Raw genomic sequence first — 24904 nt, forward strand, 5'->3', positions numbered from 1 at the left:
GGTGTTTGCTCCAAATGAGTTCCGCATGCAAAGAAGGCCACTAAATGTGGCCTTCGTCTTGCATAGGACTGTTTGAAATTTGGAGCAAACACCCCGGCGACTCGGGGCTTCCCCGGCCTCGCAGCTACGAGAGCGACGTTCTCAGCAACTCGTTGAAGAGCTTCGGGTTGCCCTTGCCGCGGCTCGCCTTCATGCACTGGCCCACCAAAAAGCCGATGACCTTCTGGTTGCCGTCACGATACTGCTGCGCCTGATCGGCGCAGTTTGCCAGCACCTCGTCCACGATCGGCTGCAGCGCGCCGGCATCGCTCACCTGACGCATACCGCGCTCGTCGACAATCTTGTTGGGGTCGTCGCCGGTCTGGGCCATGGCCTCAAAGACCTCGTGCGCCTGGTTGGAGCTGATGGCATCGGTCGCGAGCAACTTGGCAAGAGCGGCCACCTGAGCCGGCGCAATGCCGGACTCGGCGAGCGACACGCCCGCGCCCTTAAGGTAGGCGATCATCTCGTTCACCAGCAAGTTTGCAACCGTCTGGGCCTCCTTGCCAGCCATACCGGCAGCAGCCGCCTCAAAGAACTCGGCAAACTCGGGGTCGCCCGCGATCTGCTCGGCATCGGCCGCCTTAATACCAAAGTCGGTCTCAAAACGGGCGCGCTTGGCATCGGGCAGCTCGGGGATCTCGCCTCGGCAGCGGTCGATAAACTCGTCGTCCAAATCGAACGGCGCCAGGTCGGGATCGGGGAACAGACGATAGTCGTCTGCCGTTTCCTTCACACGCATGACCACGGTGCGCTTGCGGCTGGGCTCCCAGTGGCGGGTCTCCTGATAGATGATGCCGCCCTCCTCGAGCACCTCGGCCTGGCGGCAGATCTCGTAGGCAAGGCCATCGTGCAGGCTCTTAAACGAGTTGAGGTTCTTGAGCTCGGTCTTGGTACCCAGCTTGGTCTCGCCGCGGCGGCGCAGCGACACGTTGCCGTCGCAGCGCATGGAACCCTTCTCCATGGAGCAGTCCGAAATGCCCAACGTCACAAAGATGCGACGGAGCTTCTCCATAAACAGGCGAGCCTCCTCGGGCGTGCGCAGATCGGGCTCAGTCACGAGCTCAATCAAAGGCGTGCCGCAGCGGTTGTAGTCGACGAGCGACTCGGCGGCGGCGGTAATGCGGCCCTCGGCACCGCCCACGTGGACCATCTTGGCGGCGTCCTCCTCCATGTGGATGCGCAGGATGCGGATGGGCACCGTGTAGGAACCGTCCTCGCGACGCTCGGGCATCTGCAGGTTGGACGCGTCGTAGCTGGCCAGATGGCCGGCACGCTGGTTGCCCTCGCGCATGGTCGACGTCATGGACGTGGACAGGCCCTCGGCGTTGGCCGAGGCGCTCGCCAGGCTCCGAGCCTCGGCCTCGCCAAACGCGCAGTCGGGGCGCTCGGCGGCACCGCGACCGGTCACGTCCAGGTCCAGGTGACCGTACATGGCAAAGGCGACCGGACCCTGCGTGGTCTGGAAGTTCTTGGCCATGTCAGGATAAAAGTAGTGCTTGCGGTAGAACATCGAGTGGCGCTGGATCTCGCAGTTGGTGGCAAGACCGGCCTTGACGATGCTCTCGATGGCGCGCTTGTTGGGCACCGGCAGGGCGCCGGGCAGGCCCAGGCACACCGGGCACACGTTGGCGTTGGGCTCGTCATCGTGGCTGAGCTTGCAGTTGCAGAACATCTTGGTATCGAGTGCGGTGAGCTCGGTATGGATCTCCAGGCCGATCACGGCCTCCCAATCCTGCAGGACCTCGGAAAGCTCCTTCATTACAGCTCGCCTCCCTTCCCGGCAAAATCGGGCGCGACGGAAAGCGCGGGCGCTCCCGTGGCGGCATCGGCAAAGCCGCGCTCCAGGGCGCGGGCAAACGTGAGCAGCTGACGGTCCTTAAAGGCCGGACCCACCAGCTGAGCAGAAACGGGCAGCTGGGTATCCTCGCCCAGGCCCAGCGGCACCGAGATACCGCCGTTGCCACAAATGTTGAGCGAGATGGTGTACAGATCGGAGAGGTACATCTGCGTGGGGTCGCTGATCTCGCCAAACTTAAAGGCCGTGCGCGGCGAGGCGGGCATGAGGATGGTGTCCACCTTGGCATACGCGGCGTCGTAGTCCTGCGTGATGAGCGTGCGGGCCTTTTGCGCGGCGTAGTAGTACTTGTCGTACACGCCCGAGCTCAGCAGGTAGGCGCCGAGCATCTGACGGCGCTTGGCCTCGGCGCCAAAGCCGTGGGCGCGCGAAAGCGAGCTCTGGTCGGACAGGTTGGCGCAGCCCTCCTCCTGGTAGCCGTAGCGAATGCCGTCGAAGCGGGCCAGGTTGGAGAACGCCTCGGCCGGGCCGATGACGTAGTAGGCGGCGATGGCGGCGTCCAGGTGCGGCAGGTCGACCTCCACGAGCTCGGCACCCTGGTTCTGCAGCTCCTGAGCGGCGCGCTGAACAGCGGCCTTGACCTCGGGCGTCAGACCTTCGGCCTCCATAAACGCAGGAATGATGCCCACGCGCTTGCCCTCGATGCTGTCGTTGAGATGCTCGGTAAAGTCGACGGCGCAATCCTGGCTGGTGCAGTCGTACGGATCGTAGCCCGCGCCGGTGAGCGCGTTCATGGCCAGCGCGACATCCTCGACCGTGCGGCCAAAGGGGCCCACCTGGTCGAGCGACGAGCCAAAGGCCACCACGCCGTAACGGCTCACGGCGCCATACGTGGGCTTAAAGCCCACCACGCCGCACAGCGACGCCGGCTGGCGAATGGAGCCGCCGGTGTCCGAGCCCAGCGAGAGCGCGACCTCGCCCGCGGCGACGGCTGCAGCGGAGCCGCCCGAGGAGCCGCCGGGCACGCGCTCGGTATCCCAGGGGTTGTTGGTGCGGTGGAACGCCGAGCTCTCGGTGGAGCTGCCAAAGGCAAACTCGTCCATGTTGGCCTTGCCCATGGGCAGGCAGCCGGCATCGAGCATGCGCTGGACGCAGGTGGCGGTGTAGACGCTCTGGTAGTCCCCGAGCATGCGGGAGGCGCAGGTGGTGCGCGTGCCCACGAGGTTCATGTTGTCCTTAATGGCCAGCGGCACGCCCGCGAGCGGGGGCAACGGCTTGCCTGCGGCACGGTCGGCATCCACGCGCGCAGCGGCCTCGAGCGCAAGCTCGGGCGCCACCTGCAGGAATGCCTGGACCCCGCCCTCGCGCGCCTCGATGGCGGCAAGGGAGGCCTGGGCCACCTCGGTAGCGGTAAAGTCGCCGGCGGCAACGCCCGCGGCGATCTGGGCGGCGGTAAGGGAATCGAAGCTTAGCGCCATTACTCGCTCTCCCCCTCTCCCAAAATGGACGGCACGCGGAAGTAGCGGTCGCGCGCGCTGCCAGCGTTTTCGAGCGCAACATCGAGCGGCAGGTCGCGCTCGGGCTCGCGCAGGTCATCGCCCATCACGTTGGACAGACTTCCGATGGGATGGAACGTGGGCTCCACGTCGGGCAAGTCATATTGCAAGACGGGCTCGAGCATCTGGACGGCGTCGTTCAGGTAAGACGTCATCTGGGTGAGCTCGTCATCGGTCAGTGCGATCTTTGCGTACTCGGCGATGCCGCGCACGTCTTTCTCGCTGAGTGCCATAGGCGCTCCCTTCCGCATAACAGATAAACCGCTCTAGTATACAAGGCAACGCCACTTGGAGCAGGCGCTTTACCTAAATGCAGCGAAAACGTAACGAGAGCGGCGGTTGGCAGGCGGCGGGCTGGCGGTTCTGCAGCGAAACCGCACCGTCCATAGCGAAAACCGTCTCGCCCGCAACGAAAACCATCCCGACCGCAACGAAAACCGTCCCGCCCACAACGAAAACCATCACAACATTCGACACTTTTCGCCAAAATCGAGATTTTTATCGGATGTTGTGATGGTTTGGAAGCCCCGACCACCACAAAGGTGCCTGTCCCCTTTGTGGTGGTTCCGAACGATGTCTTATGCCGAGGCCTTGGCCTTTCGGCGCTTGCGGACCGCGTGAATCACGATGTCCAACAGCAACAGCACAATGGCTACGACCACGATGAGCACGGCAAACTCGCGCTTGCCCCAGTGGCGGCCGGCCAGTGATTTTTGCTTGTCGACGTCCTTCTTGTTGTACTTGGTGCGCACGCAATGCACCAGCAGGCGATGGTCGTTCACGCCGTAGGGCGTGCAGGTAACGAGCGTCACCTTGTCGGCACCGGGCTCGATGGTCAGCGACTCCATCTCCTCGGGCAGCACCACCTCGGAGTCCACCATCTTGTAGGCGAGCGTCTTGTTCATGGTGTGCAGCAGCACCAGGTCGCCGGGCTCCAGCGAGTGGATGTCGTCGAACATGCTCAGGTTGCGCATGCCCGAGTGCGCGGTGAGCACGCAATGCGTCGAGGTACCGCCCACCGGCAGGCTCGTGCCCTCCAGGTGGCCGACGCCCGCCATAAGGACTTCCTCGCTCGTGCCGTGGTAGATGGGCATGCTCACGTCGATGGAGGGAATCTCGACCCAGCTCATCATGGGGTCGCGATCAAAGATGAGCTGCTGGGCGTAGGGCTCAATCTGGTCGGCGGGAAGCTCGGTGGCCTCGCCCGCCAGCTGCTCGTTAAAGGAGCGCGCCTGGAGCAGGATGCGCTCGCGCTCCTCGGCAGACAGCGCGTCCACGGTGCTGGACACCGTGCTGATCTGGTTGAACACGCCCGAGGCCTCGAGCCGGTCCAAAATCCACGGCCAGGTCATAAGGCCCACGCCAATTAGGATGATGACGATGGTGATGAGCCGGTCGGCCCAGCGCGGCAGTCGCTTGCGACGGCGCTTGGGCTTTGGTTGAGGTTTGGGCTGAGGGTTTGAGCCGCCGTTGGCCGCAGCGTTATTGCTCTTCATATGTTTGGCGCCCTGCACCATCGCCGGTCACTCCTCTACAGCTCAGGTTGTCTAAACAAGTAATAGCCGATTCGCGAGCTCATGCGCCGGACAACGCAGCTAAACAGCACTGCGCGGCGCGAGCATGGGTCTGCATTTGCGTTTTCAAAATATCCCGAATCGGCGGGGCGATTCGGGATACAATGTCAATAGAAAACGACGCACCCCGCGTAAATGTTTGGGAGCGCGGGCGGCCTAGTTTTCTGGTTTTGTTAAATGCCCGGGCCTCTAACCCCGGGCATTCTTATTTGCGCTTGTTGCGGCGCAAATGCCGTCCACCGTCCGCACCGCGCGTGCGCCTACGGACCTTAAACCGAACTTCATACGAGTCAAGAAACGCGATGACGAACGAGCCCACCGCAGCGAGGGCGGCGAGCACGTTAAGGAATTTCAGCAATTGGGGACCTCCGATCGAGTCGTCGGCCGCCCGCGCACGGGATGCGTCGCAAGGCCATTTTACTGCGAGCGCATGCGCTCACAGCTGGTAAACGCTATTTTGACAAACATTTGTTCGATAGTTACACACACGGCTCCTCGCCCGGCGGAGCCTGGCCGCATTGTCCGGGTTTGCCCGACGTGTTTGCGTTTTCAAAATGTCCCGAATCGGCGGGGCGATTCAGAATACAATAGCCACAGGAAACGACGCACCCCGCGTAAGTGTACGAGAGCGCGGGCGGCCTAGTTTTCTGGTTTTGTTAAATGCCCGGGATCCGACCCCCGGGCATTCTTATTTGCGCTTGTTGCGGCGCAAATGCCTTCTACCGTCCGCACCGCGCGTGCGCCTACGGACCTTAAACCGAACCTCATACGAGTCAAGAAACGCGATGACGAACGTGCCCGCATCGGACGATGGAGGCTGGCTGCGTTATCCCAAAAAAACGGGGCAGACTCCAGTGCGGAGTCTGCCCCGAAAAGAGAATGGCAAAGCAAGAACGTAAATAGACGAGAAAAGTGTCCGCAAGTCTCATGGCCATCACATCCCACCTGCCAAAGGGATGGGTGAGCGAGCGTTACTCCTGCTCGGACTCCTCAGCCTGCTTACGGCTGCGAATGAGATGCGCCACGCCAATGCACAGCACCGCGCCACCAGCGATCCAAGTGAAGGTCACGCCGTTAAGGCCGGTGAGGGGAAGGCCGGAGCCCTTCTGGTCGGTAACGGTGAGGTGAACCTTACCATCAGTAGCGTTAGACACCTGAACAAGATTCTTGTCAGTTCCTTCAGCAAGTGTGCAACTAGGAGTAAAAGAATCACCGTTAGTGGGCAGGCTATCGCTCGCGATGGTGAACGTGACACCACTTGCTGCGGAGTTGTTGTAGCCAGGAGCAGGCTTAACTTCCTTGAGAATATAAATGCCCTCGTCGAGACCGACAACGTTGATCTTGCCTTCGTTCGTCGTTTTGAGCGTCGCATCCTTGGCGTCGCTGTGCTTTACACCCTGGGCGTCGATGTATTGGTTCTGAGCAGTGCCGTTAACAATCTCCTGCAAGGTGAACTCAACACCTTCGAGCTTCTTGGGGTTACCGTCTCCATCCTTGTCGCTACCAACCTTGGTGACGTCGATGCCGTAGGTGTAGTCGTAGGCGTGGTGCTCGACCGTGGTACCAGTACCATCAGTAGTGTGCGGGTTGTTGGAATAAGTCAGCTTAACGGTATTTTTCTGGGCTTTACCAACCAAATCATTGAACTCAATTTTGATCGTACCGTTTTCAAAGATCTTGGTAGAGTCGAGCTTGGCCTTGTACTCGACAGTCACCTTCGAGTCGCCGTTCAGCGCAATGGCAGTCTTGCCCTCATCCCCGCATTTCTTGAGATCGGGGAAGTCGACAGTAAGCGTATTATCCTCGTACTTGGCGTTATAGCCGGACGCGACCACGGCATCGCCGATTTTGACCTTAACATCGGGCGTCGTGTCGTCATCCTTGAACTTGGGCGTCATGGAATTGGGGAGTTTGTCCGTGAAGGTGTACTTGTAGGTGCCGTAACTGTTGATGTTGCCCGCGACGGTACCGGTGAGCTGGTAGTCGACATATTGGTCCATCCGAGAGTCGGCAGCCATGTTGGGCTTCGAGAATGAACCGAATGCGCCATCCGTAGCGTCATCCTTGACGGCCTTGGTCACAGTGGGGACCTGCTTCTTGGGAGTTAAGTTCTCGGCGGAACCGCCAACAACGGCGAAAATCGGCGAGGTGAAAGTATCCGTGTTGCCCGCGGTGGCATTTGCGGTTTCGCCGACACTCGCAGTCACAAAGAGCCAGTAGCCGGTATCCAGGCTGCTGAACTTGCCGTCGGTGCCTGTTCTCCAGCCATTCGTCCCTTCAGCGATTGTGGCTTTTTCCAGTGCCTTGGCAATCTTGTCGAGGGTCGTTCCGGCGTCAAGCTTAGTGCTCGCGTCTGTACCAGACGTGTACTCAGCTTTGGTTTTCTTTTTAATCCATTCTGCCCACTCTTGAGCATCGTTGCCAGAGGGCTTTGTGGAATCGTCGTCGGTAAACGCCCCCGTCACAGCATCCCTAACTGAATCCGACGCCCACTCGATGTCAGAAACCGTCTTAGGCCCATTCCAGGCGCTATCCTCCTGATCCTGCGTAACCTTCGCCTTGAAAATCTGGATGCCCTTAAAAGTCGTATCCGTATAGGTCGAATCCTTAATCGTCACGTCGCCGCTCTGGGCCACCGTCGGCACGCCCCCAGCAAACGCCATGGTCACCGGGGCCATCACGCCACCAAAGCTCAGCGCCGCTGTGAGGCCGGCGGTTACTGCCAGGCGCGCGATGTTCTTGCTCATGCTCATCTTCTTTTCCTCCGTTTTCCGGTTGGTTCTCATTCGATCGATCATCATCTGTCTGTGTCTTAGCATCTGCTTCGCTACGTCTCGCCCCGCTCTCTGTGGGGCTGCCAGCTACTCTTTATGGCTGCCACCTCCCCGCTTGACCAGGAGCGCGACCACGATGAGCGCGGCTCCGGCGACCGCTGCGGCGGCCGCGGCGTACATTGCCATATCGCCAGTCGAGGGCATAAAGCCTCCGGTGGTAATGCTAGGGGGTGTGCCGGTGGGCGTGTTGATGAGCGATGCCTCCAGGCTGCCCGTCGAGCCGTCCGCGCTGTCGGCACGCAGGGGCGACTCGGCCGTGATGGTGAGTTTGGGCTTGGCAGCGGCCACCTGGTCGACGTCCAGGCCCTCGGCCTTGACCGTCACGGAGCGCGTGCCCTTAAAGGCGGTGTAGCCCTTGGGCGCCTTGAGCTCGCGGATCTCCAGCTTGCCAGAGTCCACGCCCGAGACGGTCACGTGGCCGTCCTCGCCCGTGGTGACGGTGGCCTTGCCCTCCGCATCCCACGTGCCGTCGGCCGCCAGTGTGCGGCCGCGGTCGTCGGCGATGCTCAGGACCGCCCCGGCAAGCGGCTTGTCGCCGTCGCTGCCGCGCTTGGTGAGTGCGAGATCCCAGGTGTAGGCGCACGCGTCGTCGCTCGGCGTGCGGGTGAAGCCGGCGTCGCCGGACTGGTCGGCAAAGGGAGAGCGCGGGTAGCGCAGGTAGACCTCGTTGGGGTTGCCCTTCGCGATGCCGTGGTTGCACGCGCTACTGAGCGGCGCATTGTACACGGCGACCACGCGAGCGCCCGCGGTGAAGGCGTCGGCCCCGCCGAGCGCGGCGATCAGGTCGCCGGTGCGCACGGTGAAGGTCTTGCCGTCAGCCGCTACCTTGGTGGCGCACTGGGCCGTGATGTCGGTCCAGCCCTTCGCGGGCTCGGTGCCGGCGCGTCCGTCCTTGCCGGCCGAGACGGCGTCGAAGCCGCCGTCCGCGCCCGCCGCCACGTACACACGCATGCTCGCGGCCACCTTGGAGGGGTCGAGCCCCGCGCTCATGGTGTCGACGAACCGCACCGTATAGGTGTCGTAGGCGGTGAGCCCGGCCGGGACCGTGGCCGAGAGGCGCCAGTACAGGTCGTCGGCGACCGTGGCGTCGGCGGCCTTCTGCCATGCGGCGGTGCTGTCCTCCAGCACGTGCTTTTGGACCTTGGGCGTCGCGGCCTTGGGCTTGACGGTGACGGCGCTGCCGCCGACCAGGGCCATGATCGGCGCGGTGCCGGCCTCGTTTTGGGAGATGGCGTCGTCTTTGGCGACGATGAGCCAGTAGCCACAGGGCAGCTCGGCCGTCGTGCCCGCGTTAAGGGCCACGGACACGGCGCCAGAGCTCTGGAGGGAACGAGCGAGCTGTGCGCTCAGCGCGCTCGTAAGGCGGGAATCGGTGTTGAGCCACTCGGCACCTTCCTGTGCGGTGGTCTGGGAATTGGGCATGCCGGCGCTGTGCAACACAGGCAGCGCGGCGTCGCGCACGGCATCGCTTGCCCAGACAAGGTCGGTGGCGATCTTGGCGTCGTTGTCGTCATCGACGACGTTGGCGTCAAAGATCTGGTAGGCGTCGTAGCTGCGCGCCACGGTGCCTGTCACCGTGATGGATCCGGTCGCGCTCGGCGCGGCCTGCGCGGATGCGGGGAACACAACCGCGCAGGTGCCGATCAAGAGGGCGAGCAGCGCAAACAAGATCGGGAAGGAGCAAACTTTCTTATTCACGACGCTCGCCTCCCTTCGCATTCGCCTTGCGACGAATGTGCATCCAGGCCGCAGCAGCGCAAAGCGCCGCCGCGCCGGCAAGGTACGTCAGAGTGACGCCCGACATACCAGAAAGGGGCAAAGAGGTGGAGTAGGTGTTGGTGAAGGTGGGAGTGGACTTGCCGGTGAGGTCGTGGGGCGTGTCAGTGGTCACTTCACTGCCATCACGATCCTGAATCTGCTTGTAGGTCGCAGTGACGTCGATATGGTGGTTAGAGTCGTCAGTCGCGTTAACCGTAATCTGATAGACCGACTTGTCGTACGTATAGTGCGAGAACAGCGAACCGTCGTCTTTCTCGCGCACGTAGTACGTGAAGGTCTTGGAAGCACCACGGCCAGTGGGGCCAGACGCGAGCTGGTCGAGTTGATCGAGTTTGTAATCAATCTTGTCGAAGCTCAGGGTCTGGGACTTGTCGCCGTCGGCAGTGGTGGACTTGCTGCTAACGATATCCGTAAAATCTGTGTCGGTCGCAAGCTGGAGCGTGAACCCCTTCATCTCGCCACCCTCAACGACCTTAGTCGCCATAGGCGTCCAGGAGCCCTTCGAGTCGTACGGAGTGAACTTGTTAGTGAAAGTCGTGGAGTCACCCTCACAGATAATTGGATAATAGTCTCCACTCTTCTGCACCTTGCTCCTCGCTTTTACGTTCTCCCACTTCCCAGACGACTCGCGGAATTCGTACTTGGTTACACCGACGTTTTTAATCGTGTAGTTATGGATGTAAAGATCCTTCAGTTGGCTTGAGTTTTCTTTACTCGGAACAGACATGAGCAAGGTCTTGGTATCTTCGGCCGTCACCACAATCTTATACACGCTGGAGTCGTACGTGATGTCAGAATCACCACCGGGATCTTCGACCAAGTAGTATGTGATTTCGTTACCCGCGCCACTCGATGCGAATTGTTCACCAAGGTCAAACGTAATGCTGCCTTCTGCATCATTTGCTGCTGTTCCAACCTCGGTGCAAACGTCGCGATTGAATGTCGTGCCAGCTGTCGTGCCAGCCAAAGGGTCGTCTGAATCCTTGCGATACACCGTAAAGGAGAACTCCCCATCATTGAGCTTGCGGCCTTCCAGCTTCTTGGTCGCCTTGAGCTTGAGGCTCGGATAGACATACGTGTCCTCAGGCGCGCCCATGTACAGGTCGCCGTTCGACATGATGCCGCCGCCATGGTTCCAGGAATAATTGCCCGTGATAAACGTCGCGCCCGCCTCTAGCGCAGCCTTTCGCGCATTGATCGCCTCGGGGTCTTGAGCCTTAACATTCGAACTCAGGCCGATGCTGTTATATACCTGCACGCCACCGTTAGCGGGGACAGTAATGGCTTTCTGAAGCTCTAAGCTTCCCCGATACTTAGCATCGCCGCCGCCAAGCATTTTGCCAATCACCGCCGCGATCGGAGTCGTATGACCCTCCGCCGCAAGGAAGAAGTCCGCGTGGCCGTTTTCGCGAAACACTTCGGCATTGTAGGCGTCGGAGTCCTGGTCCTTACCGTGACCACCGCCGGAAAGATGGGGGGTGCCGTTATTGCCTGTATTACTCACGGATTCGTAATCGTTCGCGTTTTGCTCATTTCCGGCAGAAGTATTACCGAAAATCGCCGTGCCGTCGGTGCCTGTCACCAAAGTCTTACCCGTCGGGCAAACCGCAACGCCGCCACCGTAGCCACCGGCCTCATTGCTGCTTATATAGGAGTTATAGACAAATAGCCTACCAGCATTAGACGCGACCTTAGAATCGCCCTGGACGAAGATGCCGCCTCCACCCCAGTCAAAGCGAGACATGCAGTGGTTATTAGTGATATAGACTGGATTTGAATTTGACGCTCCTTTTATCATCGCGTCAACCATCTGGCCCACGCGAATGCCGGCACCCTCAGAGCGAAAACTCACGTTAGAGGCAATAGTTCCCCCCGTAATGTTGAGCCATGCCGTTCTCCCCCCTTGGTGTCCGATGTCGGTCACATAGACGCCACCGCCAGCTTCCTCAGAATAGTTGCCCGTAATCTGGCCACCAGAAATGGTGACATGAGTACCGTTTTTAGCGGCAAGTCCAGCACCGCCATGATCGCCATTACCATCGTTACCACAGTAATTGGCATATTTATTGTTAGTAATGTAGCCACCAGAAACAGTAACGCTGCCGCCTTCGGCCATGATGCCGCCGCCGAAACCAACACCAGTAGCAAGCGTGCTGTTGCCGGAGATTACGCCATTAGTTATGTTGACCGTGGAGTCTTTAGCATACACACCACCGCCACTAGGAGCACTGTTGCCGGCAATTACGCCACCGGAAACCTCGAGGGTCGAATTACCGTGTATTTCAATTCCGCCGCCCGCACCCGAGCCAGAAGCTCCACACACATAGCCGCCGCGCATGTTGACGGTAGAGCCGTTCTCGGCATAGACCAAGCTGCTAACGCTGCTGCCTTGTTTTTGCGTGATCACGCCGCTCACAAGGTTAAACGTGCCACCCTTGCCGTTGTTGTTATACAGATTGATGAGCTTTAGATTTGCGTTGCCGTCGCACGCCACGATGGCGCCCTTAATATCGACGTTATGTCTGACAAGCGTCTCGATTGTCCCTGTACCACTCGGAGTCGATTTGGTCACGTAGTAGGTAAGATTAGACGGAATGCCACCAACGTAATTTAGCTCGACTTTCTTGCCATAATTATTGGGATTCGGGTTCTGCCCCTGATTAGTCAGCTGTTGGACATCGTTGACCGTCTCAGTCACCGGCGCGGAGTCCTTAATTTCGTCCTTAATTGTAAGTGTTGCGCCGTTAGCAACATCAAATAACGGCATTTCGGTGTTCAAGCACTTGATCTTATAACCGTTTAAGTTCAGCGTTATATTGCTGCCGCTCTTCTCAAGTTTGATTTCACCAGCATAGTCAATATCAGCTGTAAGCTCGAAGCAGGCAGTTTGGTTTTCCCCAACGCCTTGAAGCTTAGCTGACAAATCATCGGCGTTAGTAATGTTAGTAATAGCTGTGGTTGTCTCTTCGCTCTCTGCAGCCTCCTCGGCTGACGCGACAGCGTTAACATCCATCGCATCATTATCTTCCGCCTGCGACTCGTACTTGGACTGCTCCTCCGGCCGAGCATCGTCGTCGCTCGCAGCATCGTCGCTGTTCTGGTTATCGGCGTCTGTGCCGGCATCCCCGTTAGTACTGTTGTCTATACCAGTAGACTCACTTGAGGAACCCCCCCCCATCACAGTTTCCTCGGTAGAAACCGCCTCGGCATCGTTGGCGATGGCCTGCGAGATCGGAGGCATGACGAGCGACAGTACCAGGCTCAACACGGAGGCTCCGCACAAAACGCCTGCCAGTACACGGCGCGTCGCTTTATTACTCTGCTTAGATTTGTCCGAATTCGCTTTCATCGATGTCTCCTCCCCAAGAGACCGCGATCTTGCTCTTTCCCTATCAAACGTATCTGCGCAATCTGTAATTGCGCTCGCTAAGTGATGCAATTATAACGATTGTTTAAACATCTGAGCAGCAAAACCGACATTTTTGTGCAAGTTCTTAATTCTCTTGACAATTGTTTAGATTTGCCTTCGTTTATTCGCTATAAAACATCTGTTTCTACTGGTAATTAAGTTAGTTATCAGTTTTTTAATAGCATTTTATTTATTTGCACAACCTTTTGCTCAAGAGCAAACATCCTGTGAACGGTCGAATAACGACAGTGAGCGGTAGGTCATCAACTGGGAGGAATACCCTACCAAACTGATGAGAATATCTTTAACCCATCGGTGGTTAGAAGCGTAATGTTCAGACAACTAAATTTGAATTTTCGCGCAGATTTTAGGCATCAATTCGCCCAAATCGCCTGAGGCCACCGCAAAGGCGCCTGTCCCCTTTGCGGTGGCTCTCCCCCGGCGCTACAGCAGATGTTCCTCGATAAAGATCGCGATGCCGTCTTCGTCGTTGCTGGCGGTTACAAAATCGGCGGCGGAGCGGGTGGCGTCGCTGCCGTTTGCCATGGCCACGCCCACGCCGGCGTCAGCCACCATGCAGGTGTCGTTGTCCGCATCGCCAAACACGCAGACGTCCTGGAGCTCCATGTCGTTGAGCTCCGCCACGCGCACGAGGCCGCGCGTCTTGGACACGCGCGGATCCATGAACTCGTAGAGCCGCTGCGTGGTTTGCAGAGCCGCCGCCTTAACGGTGTCGTCGACGAGCGTCGACGCCCGCTCAATCACCCGCGGCATTACCTCGGGCGCTGTGGTAAACATCACCTTGGGCTGCGGCTCGCGCAAAAACTCGGCAAAATCGACCACCTGGTAGGGCACGCCGTCGACGCGCGACAGGTGCTCGACGCACGCGTTGCTCTCGGGCACGTAGAACACGCCGTCTCGGGGGCAGACGGGCGTTGCCGGAAGGTCCGCCATGTGCTTGCAGATGCGCGCGATGGTCTCGCCCGGCAGCGGATAGCTCAGCTCGTTGATGCCGTGCGCACGGTCGATGACCTCGGCGCCGCCACAGCCCACCAGCACGTCTACCAGGCCTTCGATGCCCCAGAGCTCGTACATGGCCTCGGTCGCGTGGGCGTCGCGCCCGGTGCACAGGCCAAAGAGCACGCCGCGCTCGCGCAGGGCGCGGATTGCCGCCACGGTGCGCGGGGACACCGTGTGCTGGCTCGTGAGCAGCGTGCCGTCGATATCGCAGAACACGGCTTTGATGTGGCTGAAGGTGGTGTCCATGGGGGCCTTTCTGGGTTGTGCGGCGGTGTGGGGTGTGGTCGTGAACGGCGTACATGGTATACCAAGGCGCAGCCGCGGTCCGTCAAAGCAAAAACCACCACAAAGGTGCCTGGCCCCTTTGTGGTGGCCGGACCAGAAGGGTGGCCTGGCCCGAGGTGCAAAGCATCACAACATTCGACGTTTTTCGGCAAAATCGCAATTTTCATCGAATGTTGTGATGGTTTTTACTGCCTTGCGGCACGATCAAAATGTCGGCGTCCAAACAGCAGCAGTGCCGCGGGAACCGCCGTCACGACCATGCCCGCACCAACGAGCGTCTGCTGCACACCAAACGTCGCCGCCAGCCACGGGGCAATCGCCAGCGGGGCCACGCCGGCAAACATGTTGCCAAAGCCCATGACCGAGTTCACGCGACCGAGCTGCTCGAGCGGTGCCGTCGTTTGCACGATGGTGTTGTGGAGCGGGTTGACGACACCCCAAGCTATGCCCAGGGCGATCTGGCCGACGAGGGCCACGCCCACGTACGGCGTCCCCACATAGAGCAGACTTCCTAGACCCACGGACATGAGCGCCACGAGCAGCGTTTTAAGGTTGACCAGGTGCGGCGGCAAGCGGAGCGCGACCACGGCACCCAGCACCGCGCCGACACCGCAGGCAGACGAGAGCCAGCCCATCCACTCAACGCCGACGTGTAGGACATCGCGATAGAAAAACGACTCGAGCGGATCGAAGGCACCGTAGCCAAAGTTCGAGAGGAAGATGATGCAAAACAGCAGGGCGAGAACGCTGTTGGTAAAGACTGTCTTGATGCTGGCTGCGAAGGTAGCGCGGGAGGATGCGCTGGGGTTGGAGCTTTGTCCCGCACGCTCCCCTTCCTCTGCCGAATCGGCATCCGCATCCCCGGCGACATGGCTGGTCTGCGGCCTAAAGCCCCAACCGGCGACGAACGCCAGCACGGTAAAGAGCATCATGAGCACGAACACCGCGCGCGACGACGCAGCCGCCGCGACAAAGCCGCCCAGCGTGGGGCCAACGATGATACTCACGTTTGAAAACATGGCGATGGCGGAGTTGATGTCTTTGAGCTCGACAGGGTCATCGGTGAGGTAGGCCGGATAGGATGTAGCAATGGGCTGGGCGAATCCCATCGTAAAGCCTAGAAACACCGCGCCGAGCAGGACGACGCCGGTCGCGCTGCCAAAGGCGATGATTGCCGTGCCAGTTGCGAGAGCGCCGATGATGCTCAGCAAGAAATGGCGGCGCGGACCCCATGCGTCGAGCGCAGCGCCACCCGCAAAGGATCCCAGGATCACGAAAACGTTCATAAACAGAACGGCCAGCGATGTCGCCACGACTGAGGCATCGTCTGCATAGGTGAGCGTTCCGATGACGCCGATAAAATAACTGGTCTGAAACCCGGTGTAGATGAGAAAGCGCATCGCCACCAGCCGCTTGGCCTGCACGGACAGCGATGATTGAGGCTTTGAGAAAAGAGAGGCGAGCATGGAGACTCCTTGTTTCGTACGAATGCGGACGGCGGGCATTCGCCACCGTCTGTCAAATCAATCTATCCGCATGAAACAATAAGGACACATCAAGCCCCTTTTCTCCGTTTTTCGCCCGTCATGAACTACTTGGTAGATTGTAAGGCATGTCCCACGCATCTACCAAAGAAAAAACCACCACAAAGGTGCACTGTCCCCTTTGTGGTGGTTGCGACGTTTGCGCTGGTTGAGACTTGGCTAGGCCAGGTCGGCACCGTTGGTGGCGATGACCTTCTTGTACCAGAAGAAGCTGTCCTTGCGGCTGCGGGCGAGCGTGCCGTTGCCGTCGTTGTCCTTGTCGACGTAAATGAAGCCGTAGCGCTTCTTCATCTCGCCGGTCGAGGCGCTCACCAAATCGATGCAGCCCCACATGGTGTAGCCCATCAGGTCCACGCCGTCCTCGATGGCAATCTCCATCTGCTTGATATGCTCGCGCAGGTAATCGATGCGGTAGCTGTCGTGAATCGAACCGTCCGCCTCGACCTCGTCCACCGCGCCCAGGCCGTTCTCGACAATCATCAGCGGCACCTGGTAGCGGTCGTAGACCTCCTCCAGGTAGTAGCGCAGGCCCTCGGGGTCGATCGCCCAACCCCAATCGCTCTTCTTGAGATACTCGTTGCCGGCGCCACCAAAAATGTTGCCTTGCTCCAGCAGCACCGGATCGGCCGTGGCGGTGGCGCTCATGTAGTAGCTAAAGCTGTAGAAGTCGACCTTGCCGGCGGCCAGCGTGGCGGCGTCCTCGGGCGAAACCTCCACGTGCACGCCTTCGCGGAGCCACACGCTGGGCGCCCACGAGGGATACGCACCGCGCACCTGCACGTCGCCGCAGTAGAAGTTCATCTCGCGCTGCTGCTTTTGTGCAGCCAGAACGTCTGCCGGATTGCACGTGTGCGGGTAGCAGGCGTTGCCGGCGATCATGCAGCCGATCTTGTTCTGGGGATCGATCTGATGGCCCATGGTGACACACTTGGCGCTCGCCAGGAACTGGTGGTGCAGGGCATCGAAGCGCGCCTGTGGATCGTCCCAGTCGCAGTTGCCAAAGGCCATGGGCGTGTCAGTTGCCTTGGGCACCATGCCGCCGCCCATCACGCCGCCAAAGCCGCCCATGAGCAGGCAATTGATCTCGTTAAAGGTGAGCCAGTAGCGCACCAGCCCCTTGTACTCGGTCATGACGGTGTGGGCGTAATTGAGGTAGAAATCGATGAGCTTGGGGTTCTTCCAGCCTCCGTAGTTTTTGGACAGGCCATAGGGCAGCTCGTAGTGGCTGAGGGTAACCATGGGCTCGATGCCCTGCTCCTGACAGGCCTGGAACACGCGGCGGTAGAACTCGATGCCGGCCTGGTTGGGCTCGGCCTCATCGCCGTTGGGGAAGATGCGGCTCCAGTTGATGGACATGCGGTAGCACTTAAAGCCCATCTCGCCAAAGAGCTTGATGTCGTCAAGATAATGATGGTACATATCCACGGCCTCGTGGCTGGGATAGTGGTACTGGGGCAGAATGCCGTCGGTGATGTGGCGCGGCTCGGAGACCGTGCCGCCCGTCATGATGTCGGGAACGCCGAGGCCCTTGCCATCCTCGTTGTATCCACCTTCGCACTGATTGGCGGCAGTGGCGCCGCCCCACAGAAATCCATCGGGAAAAGCCATGTTGGCTCCTTTCGTACGTGTTGGGGGTGGTTGCGCGGACGTCGAAGCGGCGTCCGCAGGGAAATTTGCGTCCGGAGCGAGGCCCGCGCAGGAACCGCCGCCACGAAACCGGCCTATCTACTACTTTTTACCGCAAACCCCTGACCACACCGCAATTGCCAAAAATAAAACCGCAGGTAGACGGCTTGGCGATTTTTGGTAAACCGCCGTATGGTTGGCCCCTACCGTTAAAAGGTAGTAGATAGGCCAGTTTCGTGGCGAGGCCTCTATCGACGCCTGTGCGGGACCCCTCGTCCATTTGGAAAAAGCCGGCGGGGCGCTCCCCCGCCGGCTTGGTACCGAGTCTTTGTCGTTTGGGCTACTTGGCAGCCTCGGGCTTGTAGGTGGCAAACTCGATCGCAAAGCCCACGGCGGCACCCACGAGCGAGGCAACGATAGCCCAGATCATGTGGTTGATGCCGTTAACACCGGAGGGATCGATGAAGGACAGCCAGTTGAAGACGCCCAGACCACCGGACATGTACACCACGGCGCCGGAGATACCGATGATGAGGCCGCCCACGGCAGAACCGATGCTGGCGTTGATGAAGGCCTTCTTATCGGGCAGGGCGACACCGTAGATAGCGGGCTCGGTGACGCCAAAGAAGAAGGCGGAGATCATGGCCGGCAGCGCGATGCCGCGGAACTTCTCGTCCTTGTTCTTGAGATACATGGCAAAGAGCACGGCGCCCAGCGAGAAGGAGTGGGCGATAACGGAGCCCAGGATGTAGTCGTGGCCCAGAGTGGACAGGTTGACCAGCGCGATGGGCACGAGCGACCAGTGGAAGCCAAAGATGACCAAGCACATCCAGAAGGCACCGACGAGGGTGCAGCCCAAGAGGGAGCCGATCATGGGCAGGCCAAACAGCAGTGCGAAGAACTCACCGAGCAGGTTGGTGATGAGCGTGGCGATGGGGCCAATGACCAGGTAGCCAAGGGTGACGGTGACAGTGACGACGATCAGCGGGGTGAAGAACATCTTCATAGAAGCGCGCATCCACTTCTTAACCCAGTGCTCGAGGGTCGAGCCAAACCAGACCATGAGAAGGATGGGGATAACGGAGCTGGTGTAACCCGAGGCAGGCATGATGAGCGGCAGGCCCAGGAACGTGGTGTACCAAGAGAAGGTACCGGCAAAGCCGAGCTCGACGGAGCCGACAACCTCGCCCGAGGTCAGGGCAACCATGGTGGGGTACACCAGAGCAAAGGCGATGGCCATGCCGTTGAACTCGCTCATCTTGAACTTCTTGGCCGCGGTGTAGCCAAGCACCACGGGCAGGAAGTAGAACATGCCGTCGGCGACGGTGTAGAGCAGCGTATAGGCGCCGTCGTTGGCAAAGCTCGGGACCAGGAAGGTAGCGAGCGCCAGCAGGCCCTTCATGATACCGGCGGCGGCGAAGGTGCCGAGCATGGGGGCGAAGATGCCCGAGATGAGGTCGATGATCACATCGGTAGCGCTCTTGGGAGCGGCCTCGTCGTCATCGGCGTCGACGGCGCCGCCGTCGCTAAAACCGCCGGCCTTGAGGACGGCATCGTAGACGTCCTCGACGATGTTGCCCACAACAACCTGGTACTGGCCGTTGGCGCGCATGACCTTGATGACGTTGGGCAGCTGAGAGATTGCCTCGTCGTTGGCCAGAGACTCGTCCTTGAGCTTAAAACGAACACGGGTAATGCAGTGTGCGACGCATTTGACGTTGGACTTGCCGCCAACTAGCTCTACGATCTGGGCAGCAAGATCGTCGTATTTACCTGCCATGATCTGTCCTCTCTTTTCCAAATTTCGGCAAAAATATCCCCTACCGCGAGCCGGTACCTTGCCCGCAGTTAGAAACCAAAAAGTATTGTTGCGATTGCCGCCGGACTGGTGGCTTTACTCACTCGGTCTGCGAAGCCGATCGCAGACGGTTGATATGCATCATCAGATACAAGAGTTCCTCGTCCGAGCAGCTCTGCTTGAACTCTTTCTCGAACACGCGGTTGATGGCATATGCACACTGGTAGGCCTCGGGAAAATCGCGGGCGGCCTGCATAAACAGCGAGGAATTCTCGGTCTGCGTGCACTTGCCCTTGCAGAGGCGGCGAACCAAAAAGCGCAGGTGCGCAAGAAAGCGAATGTAGCAGTACGACGCCGTGTCGAGCGAGCAGCCAAGCTGCTTTTCCACGGAATGGGTCACCTCGTCGAGCACGCGGGTGCTCTTCATGATGAAGTCCATGTCCTTGGCGCGGCCCATGCCATCGACCTCGGCGTTAACGATGTGGAGCGCGATGCTCGTGGCCTCGTTCTGACCCAGCTTGGCGCCGGTGTGCTTTTGCACGATGGCGAGCGCGGCCTGGCCGATCTCGAGCTCGCGCGGGTAGATGAAGGCTACCTCGTGCTCGAGCGGATTGGGAGCGCTGAGCTGGTCGTCGTCGCGCTGGACGGCAAACTGCAGGTGATCAGCCAGGATAAAGGGCAGGCCACCGGATAGCTTGCAGCCAAGCTGCTGCGACGCGAAGCAGGCAATGTCGCTCGCGGCGAGCAGGACGTCGTCGGGAAGGGTGCCCACCATATCCTGCAGGCTCTCGGGAACGTTATAGAATTTGCGCTGGATAAGGGACTCATCGGCAAGCTCGTAGGGCATCTCGTGAAAACCGATGCCCTTGCCAAAGACAACAACCTCTCGGCCGTCATCGCTGGCGGCAAGAGCAACGTTATTGTTGATCTTCTTTAAAATGAGCATGAAAAAACTCCTCGGACATCGGCGCTAGACGACGGGGGTGCTATTCCTCGTCTTTTATTATGCGCAAGTGATGCCTCCCGAGGAGTAACAAACTTGTGAGCACGTGGGCGATTGTAGGATGAAACTTGCATGCGGTGTAAGCCCCATTGGCGCGAAAGTCCGCCGAACGGTAGGAAATCGCCCGTAAACGGCAAAACCACCGCAAAGGTGCCTGGCCCCTTTGCGGTGGTTTTGGCAGATGCCCCGATGCTACTCGCGCGGGGTGCCGTAGGGGTTGTACAAATCTGCGAGAGTGAATGTGCTAGTAGAGGGATCAAAGTCGAGCTCGAGTACACAGCAGTTGCCGATACGGTTCTTCATCTTGAGCGGTTCCACGCCCACGCCGCGCATGACCTGAGCCGCTGCGGCGCCATGGCTCATGCACAACACGCTCTCATGTCCAGGGCGCTGCATGAGCTCGGTGATGGTCGCCATGATGCGCTCGCGAAACTCGTCTTCGCCCTCGCCGTCATACTGCTTGTAAAAATCGCCGTACGGCAGGCGCGGATTCAAATCCTCGCTCGCGCCCTCAAACTTGCCAAAGTTCCACTCCTTAAGGCCCTTGACGCGCTCGTAAGGCTGATCAGGAAACGCAAGCTCAAGCGTGTCGCACGCACGCTCGGACGTGGAACTGTACGCATGGTCGAACGCAAGGCCACGCTCTCGCAGGGTCGCGCCGACAGTTTTAGCCTGCTCGATCCCCAGCTCGGTAAGCGGCGAGTCGCACCAACCCTGCTTGCGGCGAAGCAGGTTAAAGAGCGTTTGACCGTGACGCATAAAGTACAGTTTTGGCATGAGACCTCCGTAATCGCAATCGTTTGTCAGCGATTATTGCACCTTGAGGTAGGTTTAAGTCAAAGCCTCTTTGGCAAAAACCACCACAAAGGTGCCTGTCCCCTTTGTGGTGGAAGTGACGTTTGCCCAGATAAAACCTGCCAAAATTAACCTGTCCCTATTTGGCAGGTTTTAGGCCAGATGGTCTTGGATCAGATCGCAGATGGCTCGGGCGTCGTTGATGTTGATGGCTCGGGTCGCAAAGCCGGCGTCGAAGGCCTGACGCGCCAGTGCCTCGTTGCAGGCAAGGGCCAGCGTGTGGCCATCGACCAGGTCGAGCGAGCTCTTGCCGCGCAGACGGTCGACACCGGAGCGCGCGACCACGATGTTGTCGAAGCCCTCGGTCTTGTAGCCCTCGATGATCACCACGTCGACATCGTTGTAGCGCGACAGCAGCTCGCGCGCGGGCATCTCGTCCTCCTCGCGCGTGTCGGCGTACTCCGCCCAGCGCGTGGCGCAGATGAGTCCCACGTGCTTGGACCCGGCCTGGTGATGGCGCCACGTATCCTTAGCGGGCACATCAATATCAAAGCCATGATGCCCATGATGTTTGAGCGAACCCACGCGCAGACCGCGGCGGGTGAGCTCGGCGATAACCTTCTCGACAAGCGTGGTCTTGCCCGAGTTTTGGTAGCCGATAAACGCGATCGCGGGGACGCCCGGGGCCGGAGCTGCGGGCGCGACGGCGACGGATGCGCTCGCGGGCGCGTTGCCCGCAGCTCCCACGGCTTCAACAGCAGCGGCCTGACGCCCTGCACGATCCCACACGCCCGAGCGGCCGCCCTCCTTGTGCAGCAGGCGCACGTCGACGATCTCCATGCCGCGATCGACCGCCTTGCACATGTCATAGATCGTTAGGCACGCGGCACTCGCTCCAGTCAGAGCCTCCATCTCAATACCCGTCTTGCCCGTCACGCCCGCCGTGACCAGCACGTGAAAGCCAACCTGCCCGTCCGCGCGCGCCGGCGCCCAGCCTTCGGGCACGTCCTCGACAGGCGTCCCCGCCGCAGCGATGGGCGCAATGTCGCACTTGCTCTTGGTAATGAGCAGCGGATGGCACATGGGAATGATATCGCTCGTGCGCTTGATGGCCATGATGCCCGCCACGCGCGCACAGGCAAGCACATCGCCCTTTTTGGCGCGGTCCTGCAGCACCATAGCCTGCGTCTCGGGGTGCATGAGGATGGTGCCCTCGGCGATGGCAATGCGATGGGTCTCGGCCTTGTCGGATACGTCAACCATGCGCACCTCGCCTTTGGCGTCCACATGCGTCAGCTCGTCGCGACGGGCGTCGCGGGCGGGCTCGGTGGCAGCGCTGGCAGACGGCTGCGCGGACGCGTCGGAGCTGCCAGCATTCACCGCAGCCGTGACTTTATGGGCAGACATCGCGGCCCTGCGAGCGGCCTTGGTGGCATCGGCGTACCTGCTCTTGGCCATATGATCATCCTCCGATTTGGGACATAAATCGTTGCGTGCCCTCAATTATCGCGTGTTCCTGCGGTTTGTGGGCCACGGCATCGCGCCAAATCGAAAGCACCTGCATATCATCACCACGGCGCAGGGCGTCGCGCACCGAATACTCGGCATCGCTGAATAGGCACGGACGCACGTTGCCGTCTGCCGTCAGGCGCAGACGGTTGCAATTCGCACAAAAATGATTGGACATGGCACTAATAAAGCCGACCGTTCCCGCCGCGCCCGGAAAATGCCAATAGCGCGCAGGGCCCGCGCCGGCAGGAGCGTCGTTGATGTCGAGCGGCTCGAGCTCGCCCAGTCCCGCCGCGGCGGCCCCGGCATTGATGCGCGTCCGCAGCTCGTCGCTCGGCACGGTGTCGCTCGCATCCCACAACTCGGGATTGAGCGCGGGCGCATGCGGGTCCACAGCGCAATGCGAGCTCGTGTGTTCGTCGCCAATGGGCATGTATTCGATAAAGCGCAGGTGGATGGGGCGGTCAAGCGTGAGCCGCGCGAGGGCCGCCACATCTTGGTTGAGCCGGCGCACCACAACGCAGTTGACCTTAACGGGCTCAAAGCCCCAGGCCAGCGCCGCGTCGATGCCAGCCATGGTCTGCTCGAGTCGACCCAGGCGCGTGATCTTTCCAAAGAGCGTAGGGTCGAGCGTGTCGAGCGAGATGTTGACGCGGTTAAGCCCCGCATCTTTGAGCTGCGGCGCCAGCTTGGGCAGCAAGGCGCCGTTGGTGGTAAGCGAGATGTCCTCGATCTGCGGAATCGCGCGGATGTCACGAATGAGCGGGATGATACGGCGGCTGACCAGCGGCTCGCCACCCGTCAGGCGCACGCGACGAATGCCCTCCCCCGCCACCAGGCGCACAAAGCGGGCGATTTCCTCGGCGCTGAGCAGCTCGTCGTGCGCGCGGGGCGCCACGCCATCGGCCGGCATGCAGTAAATGCAGCGGAAATTGCACTTGTCGGTAACGGCAATGCGCAGGTAGTTGATATCGCGGCCAAAGCCGTCATGTTGCACGTGCCCGTCCACGCAGCCCTCCCCTCACGCGGCGTTTTATTCTTCGGAAAACATAATACCCTACGGGAGAATCATGCCGACACCCGTACGACAGGACAGGCCGCTTCGAGCAAAACGGACTTTCCAAGCCCATCCTCAGCACAGACCATCACAACATTCGATGCTTTTCCCGTTTTTGGCAAAAAACGTCGAATGTTGTGATGGTTTGCCTGCCCACGGCACCCCGCAGAAGGACCGGAACGCCCCTAGAGGCCGCCGTCCCAGTGTCGAATCACGAATTCTCGCAGGTCGTTCTGCCGCTTTTGGAACGCTTCGCTTCGGTCGCACTTAAGACCCATAGCGAGCGCGATGGCATTCATCGCCCGGTGCAATTGCAGCTGGTGGGCAAACTGAGTCCCGGTGAGGACGATCATCCTAAAGCCCAGCGTGCTCAGCACGGTCATACGCTCCGCATCCGACGCGCTGCGCTGTTTATCAAGATGGTCCGAGCCGTTGTATTCAATCCCCGTACCGCTCGCGGGCGCATATACGTCGATCTCGAAATACCCGGCCTTTGCGAGATACTTGAACTCGTTGGGAACATCGACCCGACGGTTGAGCTCGATCTTGGCGTATCCCAGCCCTCCCTGGGAACGTTTTGCTACGACCATGATTGCGGTGGCCGTCTCCATGGGCGACCGCGCGCCATCGTGCACGCGCTTGAGCACGGCGGCCGCGCGTACAGCCCCCTGACGAGATCGATTCTCATCGCAATAAGCAATCAAGTCGGCAACGGTATACCTCTGCCCCATCTCGATATAATCGTCTGTCGACAGATGATTCAAATGGTATCGGGCGCAGATTTCATACCCATATTCCAGCTGCTCGGGCTCGCTCATCCACGAACCCGCTTGGACAAAGCACATGACCTCATCAACCACCAGAAGGCCCTCTGCCACCTCAAGAAGATGGTCTGGAGGTACCGGCGCCCCAAACACGTGGCACCTAAATCCAGCCGGCGTCGAGCGCTCAAAATCGAAGTTGACGAGCGTATCGATATGATCGAGCTCTTCTCGTGGAATACCAAGCGAAACCAGATAGTCGGTAACGATCCCAACTGCCGTTGAAGCCCTCAGCCCCTTGGCATCGAGTCCCAATTTGGGCAGGCCCGCAGTCGGCTCCGCCTCGTTAGCAGGCGAGTCCTCATCGTATAGGCTGCTTGCTCGCGAGAGCGGCTCGGACGGGCGCGCCACGTTGTGGTACAGCCAGGCAGTCTTATGGGACAGGACGATCGGCAGGTCCATGAACCCTCCAATGGAGTCGGATAACCAACCTTATTCCCCTGCCCACGGGTCCGCA

At 60.0% G+C, this 24904-nt stretch carries 16 protein-coding genes; all 16 read right to left on the reverse strand.

Annotation, left to right across the window (positions count from 1 at the left end):
- Positions 1-124: 124 nt before the first annotated feature.
- On the reverse strand, positions 125-1801 hold the full coding sequence (gene gatB, locus DWW51_RS01395; protein ID WP_117773126.1) for an Asp-tRNA(Asn)/Glu-tRNA(Gln) amidotransferase subunit GatB: 1677 nt from the start codon (positions 1799-1801) through the stop codon (positions 125-127).
- Positions 1801-3315, reverse strand: a complete 1515-nt coding sequence (gene gatA / locus DWW51_RS01400; RefSeq protein WP_117773128.1) for an Asp-tRNA(Asn)/Glu-tRNA(Gln) amidotransferase subunit GatA — start codon at positions 3313-3315, stop codon at positions 1801-1803. Before gatA ends, gatB begins: the two co-directional genes overlap by 1 nt.
- A complete protein-coding gene (gene gatC / locus DWW51_RS01405) occupies positions 3315-3626 on the reverse strand; it encodes an Asp-tRNA(Asn)/Glu-tRNA(Gln) amidotransferase subunit GatC (protein WP_055287082.1) in 312 nt (103 codons plus the stop codon). The genes gatA and gatC overlap by 1 nt, the downstream gene beginning before the upstream one ends.
- A 345-nt stretch (positions 3627-3971) precedes the next feature.
- Positions 3972-4889, reverse strand: a complete 918-nt coding sequence (locus DWW51_RS01410) for a class C sortase (protein ID WP_197032127.1) — start codon at positions 4887-4889, stop codon at positions 3972-3974.
- Between the two features lie 1049 nt (positions 4890-5938).
- Positions 5939-7714 (reverse strand): SpaA isopeptide-forming pilin-related protein, encoded by a 1776-nt coding sequence (locus DWW51_RS01415; protein WP_197032128.1) that lies wholly within the window; start codon positions 7712-7714, stop codon positions 5939-5941.
- Positions 7715-7828: 114 nt separating this feature from the next.
- A complete protein-coding gene (locus tag DWW51_RS01420) occupies positions 7829-9499 on the reverse strand; it encodes a SpaA isopeptide-forming pilin-related protein (RefSeq protein WP_197032129.1) in 1671 nt (556 codons plus the stop codon).
- On the reverse strand, positions 9492-12929 hold the full coding sequence (locus tag DWW51_RS01425; protein WP_117773136.1) for a Spy0128 family protein: 3438 nt from the start codon (positions 12927-12929) through the stop codon (positions 9492-9494). Before DWW51_RS01425 ends, DWW51_RS01420 begins: the two co-directional genes overlap by 8 nt.
- Positions 12930-13433: 504 nt before the next feature.
- The gene (locus tag DWW51_RS01430) at positions 13434-14255 is read right to left on the reverse strand and encodes a Cof-type HAD-IIB family hydrolase (protein WP_117773138.1); all 822 of its coding nucleotides are present in this window, start codon (positions 14253-14255) and stop codon (positions 13434-13436) included.
- Positions 14256-14479: 224 nt separating this feature from the next.
- Positions 14480-15760: an MFS transporter gene (locus tag DWW51_RS01435; protein WP_197032130.1), complete on the reverse strand. Its 1281-nt coding sequence runs from the start codon at positions 15758-15760 to the stop codon at positions 14480-14482.
- A 237-nt stretch (positions 15761-15997) separates the two neighbouring features.
- The gene (locus DWW51_RS01440) at positions 15998-17446 is read right to left on the reverse strand and encodes a family 1 glycosylhydrolase (protein WP_117773142.1); all 1449 of its coding nucleotides are present in this window, start codon (positions 17444-17446) and stop codon (positions 15998-16000) included.
- Positions 17447-17804: 358 nt separating this feature from the next.
- Positions 17805-19244 (reverse strand): PTS transporter subunit EIIC, encoded by a 1440-nt coding sequence (locus tag DWW51_RS01445; RefSeq protein ID WP_117773144.1) that lies wholly within the window; start codon positions 19242-19244, stop codon positions 17805-17807.
- 118 nt (positions 19245-19362) lie between these two features.
- Entirely contained in the window at positions 19363-20208 is an 846-nt protein-coding gene (locus tag DWW51_RS01450) for a PRD domain-containing protein (protein ID WP_117773146.1), read from the reverse strand.
- A gap of 249 nt (positions 20209-20457) precedes the next feature.
- Positions 20458-21042: a histidine phosphatase family protein gene (locus DWW51_RS01455; protein WP_117773148.1), complete on the reverse strand. Its 585-nt coding sequence runs from the start codon at positions 21040-21042 to the stop codon at positions 20458-20460.
- A gap of 171 nt (positions 21043-21213) precedes the next feature.
- Positions 21214-22518, reverse strand: coding sequence for a molybdopterin-guanine dinucleotide biosynthesis protein B (mobB, locus tag DWW51_RS10450; RefSeq protein ID WP_117773149.1), 1305 nt, complete (start codon positions 22516-22518; stop codon positions 21214-21216).
- Positions 22519-22522: 4 nt separating this feature from the next.
- Positions 22523-23578 carry a GTP 3',8-cyclase MoaA gene (gene moaA, locus DWW51_RS01465; RefSeq protein ID WP_231501538.1) on the reverse strand — a complete coding sequence of 352 codons (1056 nt, stop codon included), beginning with the start codon at positions 23576-23578 and terminating at the stop codon, positions 22523-22525.
- A gap of 233 nt (positions 23579-23811) precedes the next feature.
- Positions 23812-24849, reverse strand: a complete 1038-nt coding sequence (locus tag DWW51_RS01470) for a hypothetical protein (RefSeq protein WP_117773151.1) — start codon at positions 24847-24849, stop codon at positions 23812-23814.
- Positions 24850-24904 lie beyond the last annotated feature (55 nt).

This window comes from Collinsella sp. AF15-51, assembly GCF_003462845.1.
Classification (GTDB): Bacteria; Actinomycetota; Coriobacteriia; order Coriobacteriales; family Coriobacteriaceae; genus Collinsella.

Bases quoted from the DNA above. Each gene is read 5' to 3' on its own strand.
- gatB (WP_117773126.1), bottom strand. From the start codon at position 1,801: ATGAAGGAGCTTTCCGAGGTCCTGCAGGATTGGGAGGCCGTGATCGGC.
- gatA (WP_117773128.1), bottom strand. From the start codon at position 3,315: ATGGCGCTAAGCTTCGATTCCCTTACCGCCGCCCAGATCGCCGCGGGC.
- gatC (WP_055287082.1), bottom strand. From the start codon at position 3,626: ATGGCACTCAGCGAGAAAGACGTGCGCGGCATCGCCGAGTACGCAAAG.
- DWW51_RS01410 (WP_197032127.1), bottom strand. From the start codon at position 4,889: ATGAAGAGCAATAACGCTGCGGCCAACGGCGGCTCAAACCCTCAGCCC.
- DWW51_RS01415 (WP_197032128.1), bottom strand. From the start codon at position 7,714: ATGAGCAAGAACATCGCGCGCCTGGCAGTAACCGCCGGCCTCACAGCG.
- DWW51_RS01425 (WP_117773136.1), bottom strand. From the start codon at position 12,929: ATGAAAGCGAATTCGGACAAATCTAAGCAGAGTAATAAAGCGACGCGC.
- DWW51_RS01430 (WP_117773138.1), bottom strand. From the start codon at position 14,255: ATGGACACCACCTTCAGCCACATCAAAGCCGTGTTCTGCGATATCGAC.
- DWW51_RS01435 (WP_197032130.1), bottom strand. From the start codon at position 15,760: ATGCTCGCCTCTCTTTTCTCAAAGCCTCAATCATCGCTGTCCGTGCAG.
- DWW51_RS01440 (WP_117773142.1), bottom strand. From the start codon at position 17,446: ATGGCTTTTCCCGATGGATTTCTGTGGGGCGGCGCCACTGCCGCCAAT.
- DWW51_RS01445 (WP_117773144.1), bottom strand. From the start codon at position 19,244: ATGGCAGGTAAATACGACGATCTTGCTGCCCAGATCGTAGAGCTAGTT.
- DWW51_RS01450 (WP_117773146.1), bottom strand. From the start codon at position 20,208: ATGCTCATTTTAAAGAAGATCAACAATAACGTTGCTCTTGCCGCCAGC.
- DWW51_RS01455 (WP_117773148.1), bottom strand. From the start codon at position 21,042: ATGCCAAAACTGTACTTTATGCGTCACGGTCAAACGCTCTTTAACCTG.
- mobB (WP_117773149.1), bottom strand. From the start codon at position 22,518: ATGGCCAAGAGCAGGTACGCCGATGCCACCAAGGCCGCTCGCAGGGCC.
- DWW51_RS01470 (WP_117773151.1), bottom strand. From the start codon at position 24,849: ATGGACCTGCCGATCGTCCTGTCCCATAAGACTGCCTGGCTGTACCAC.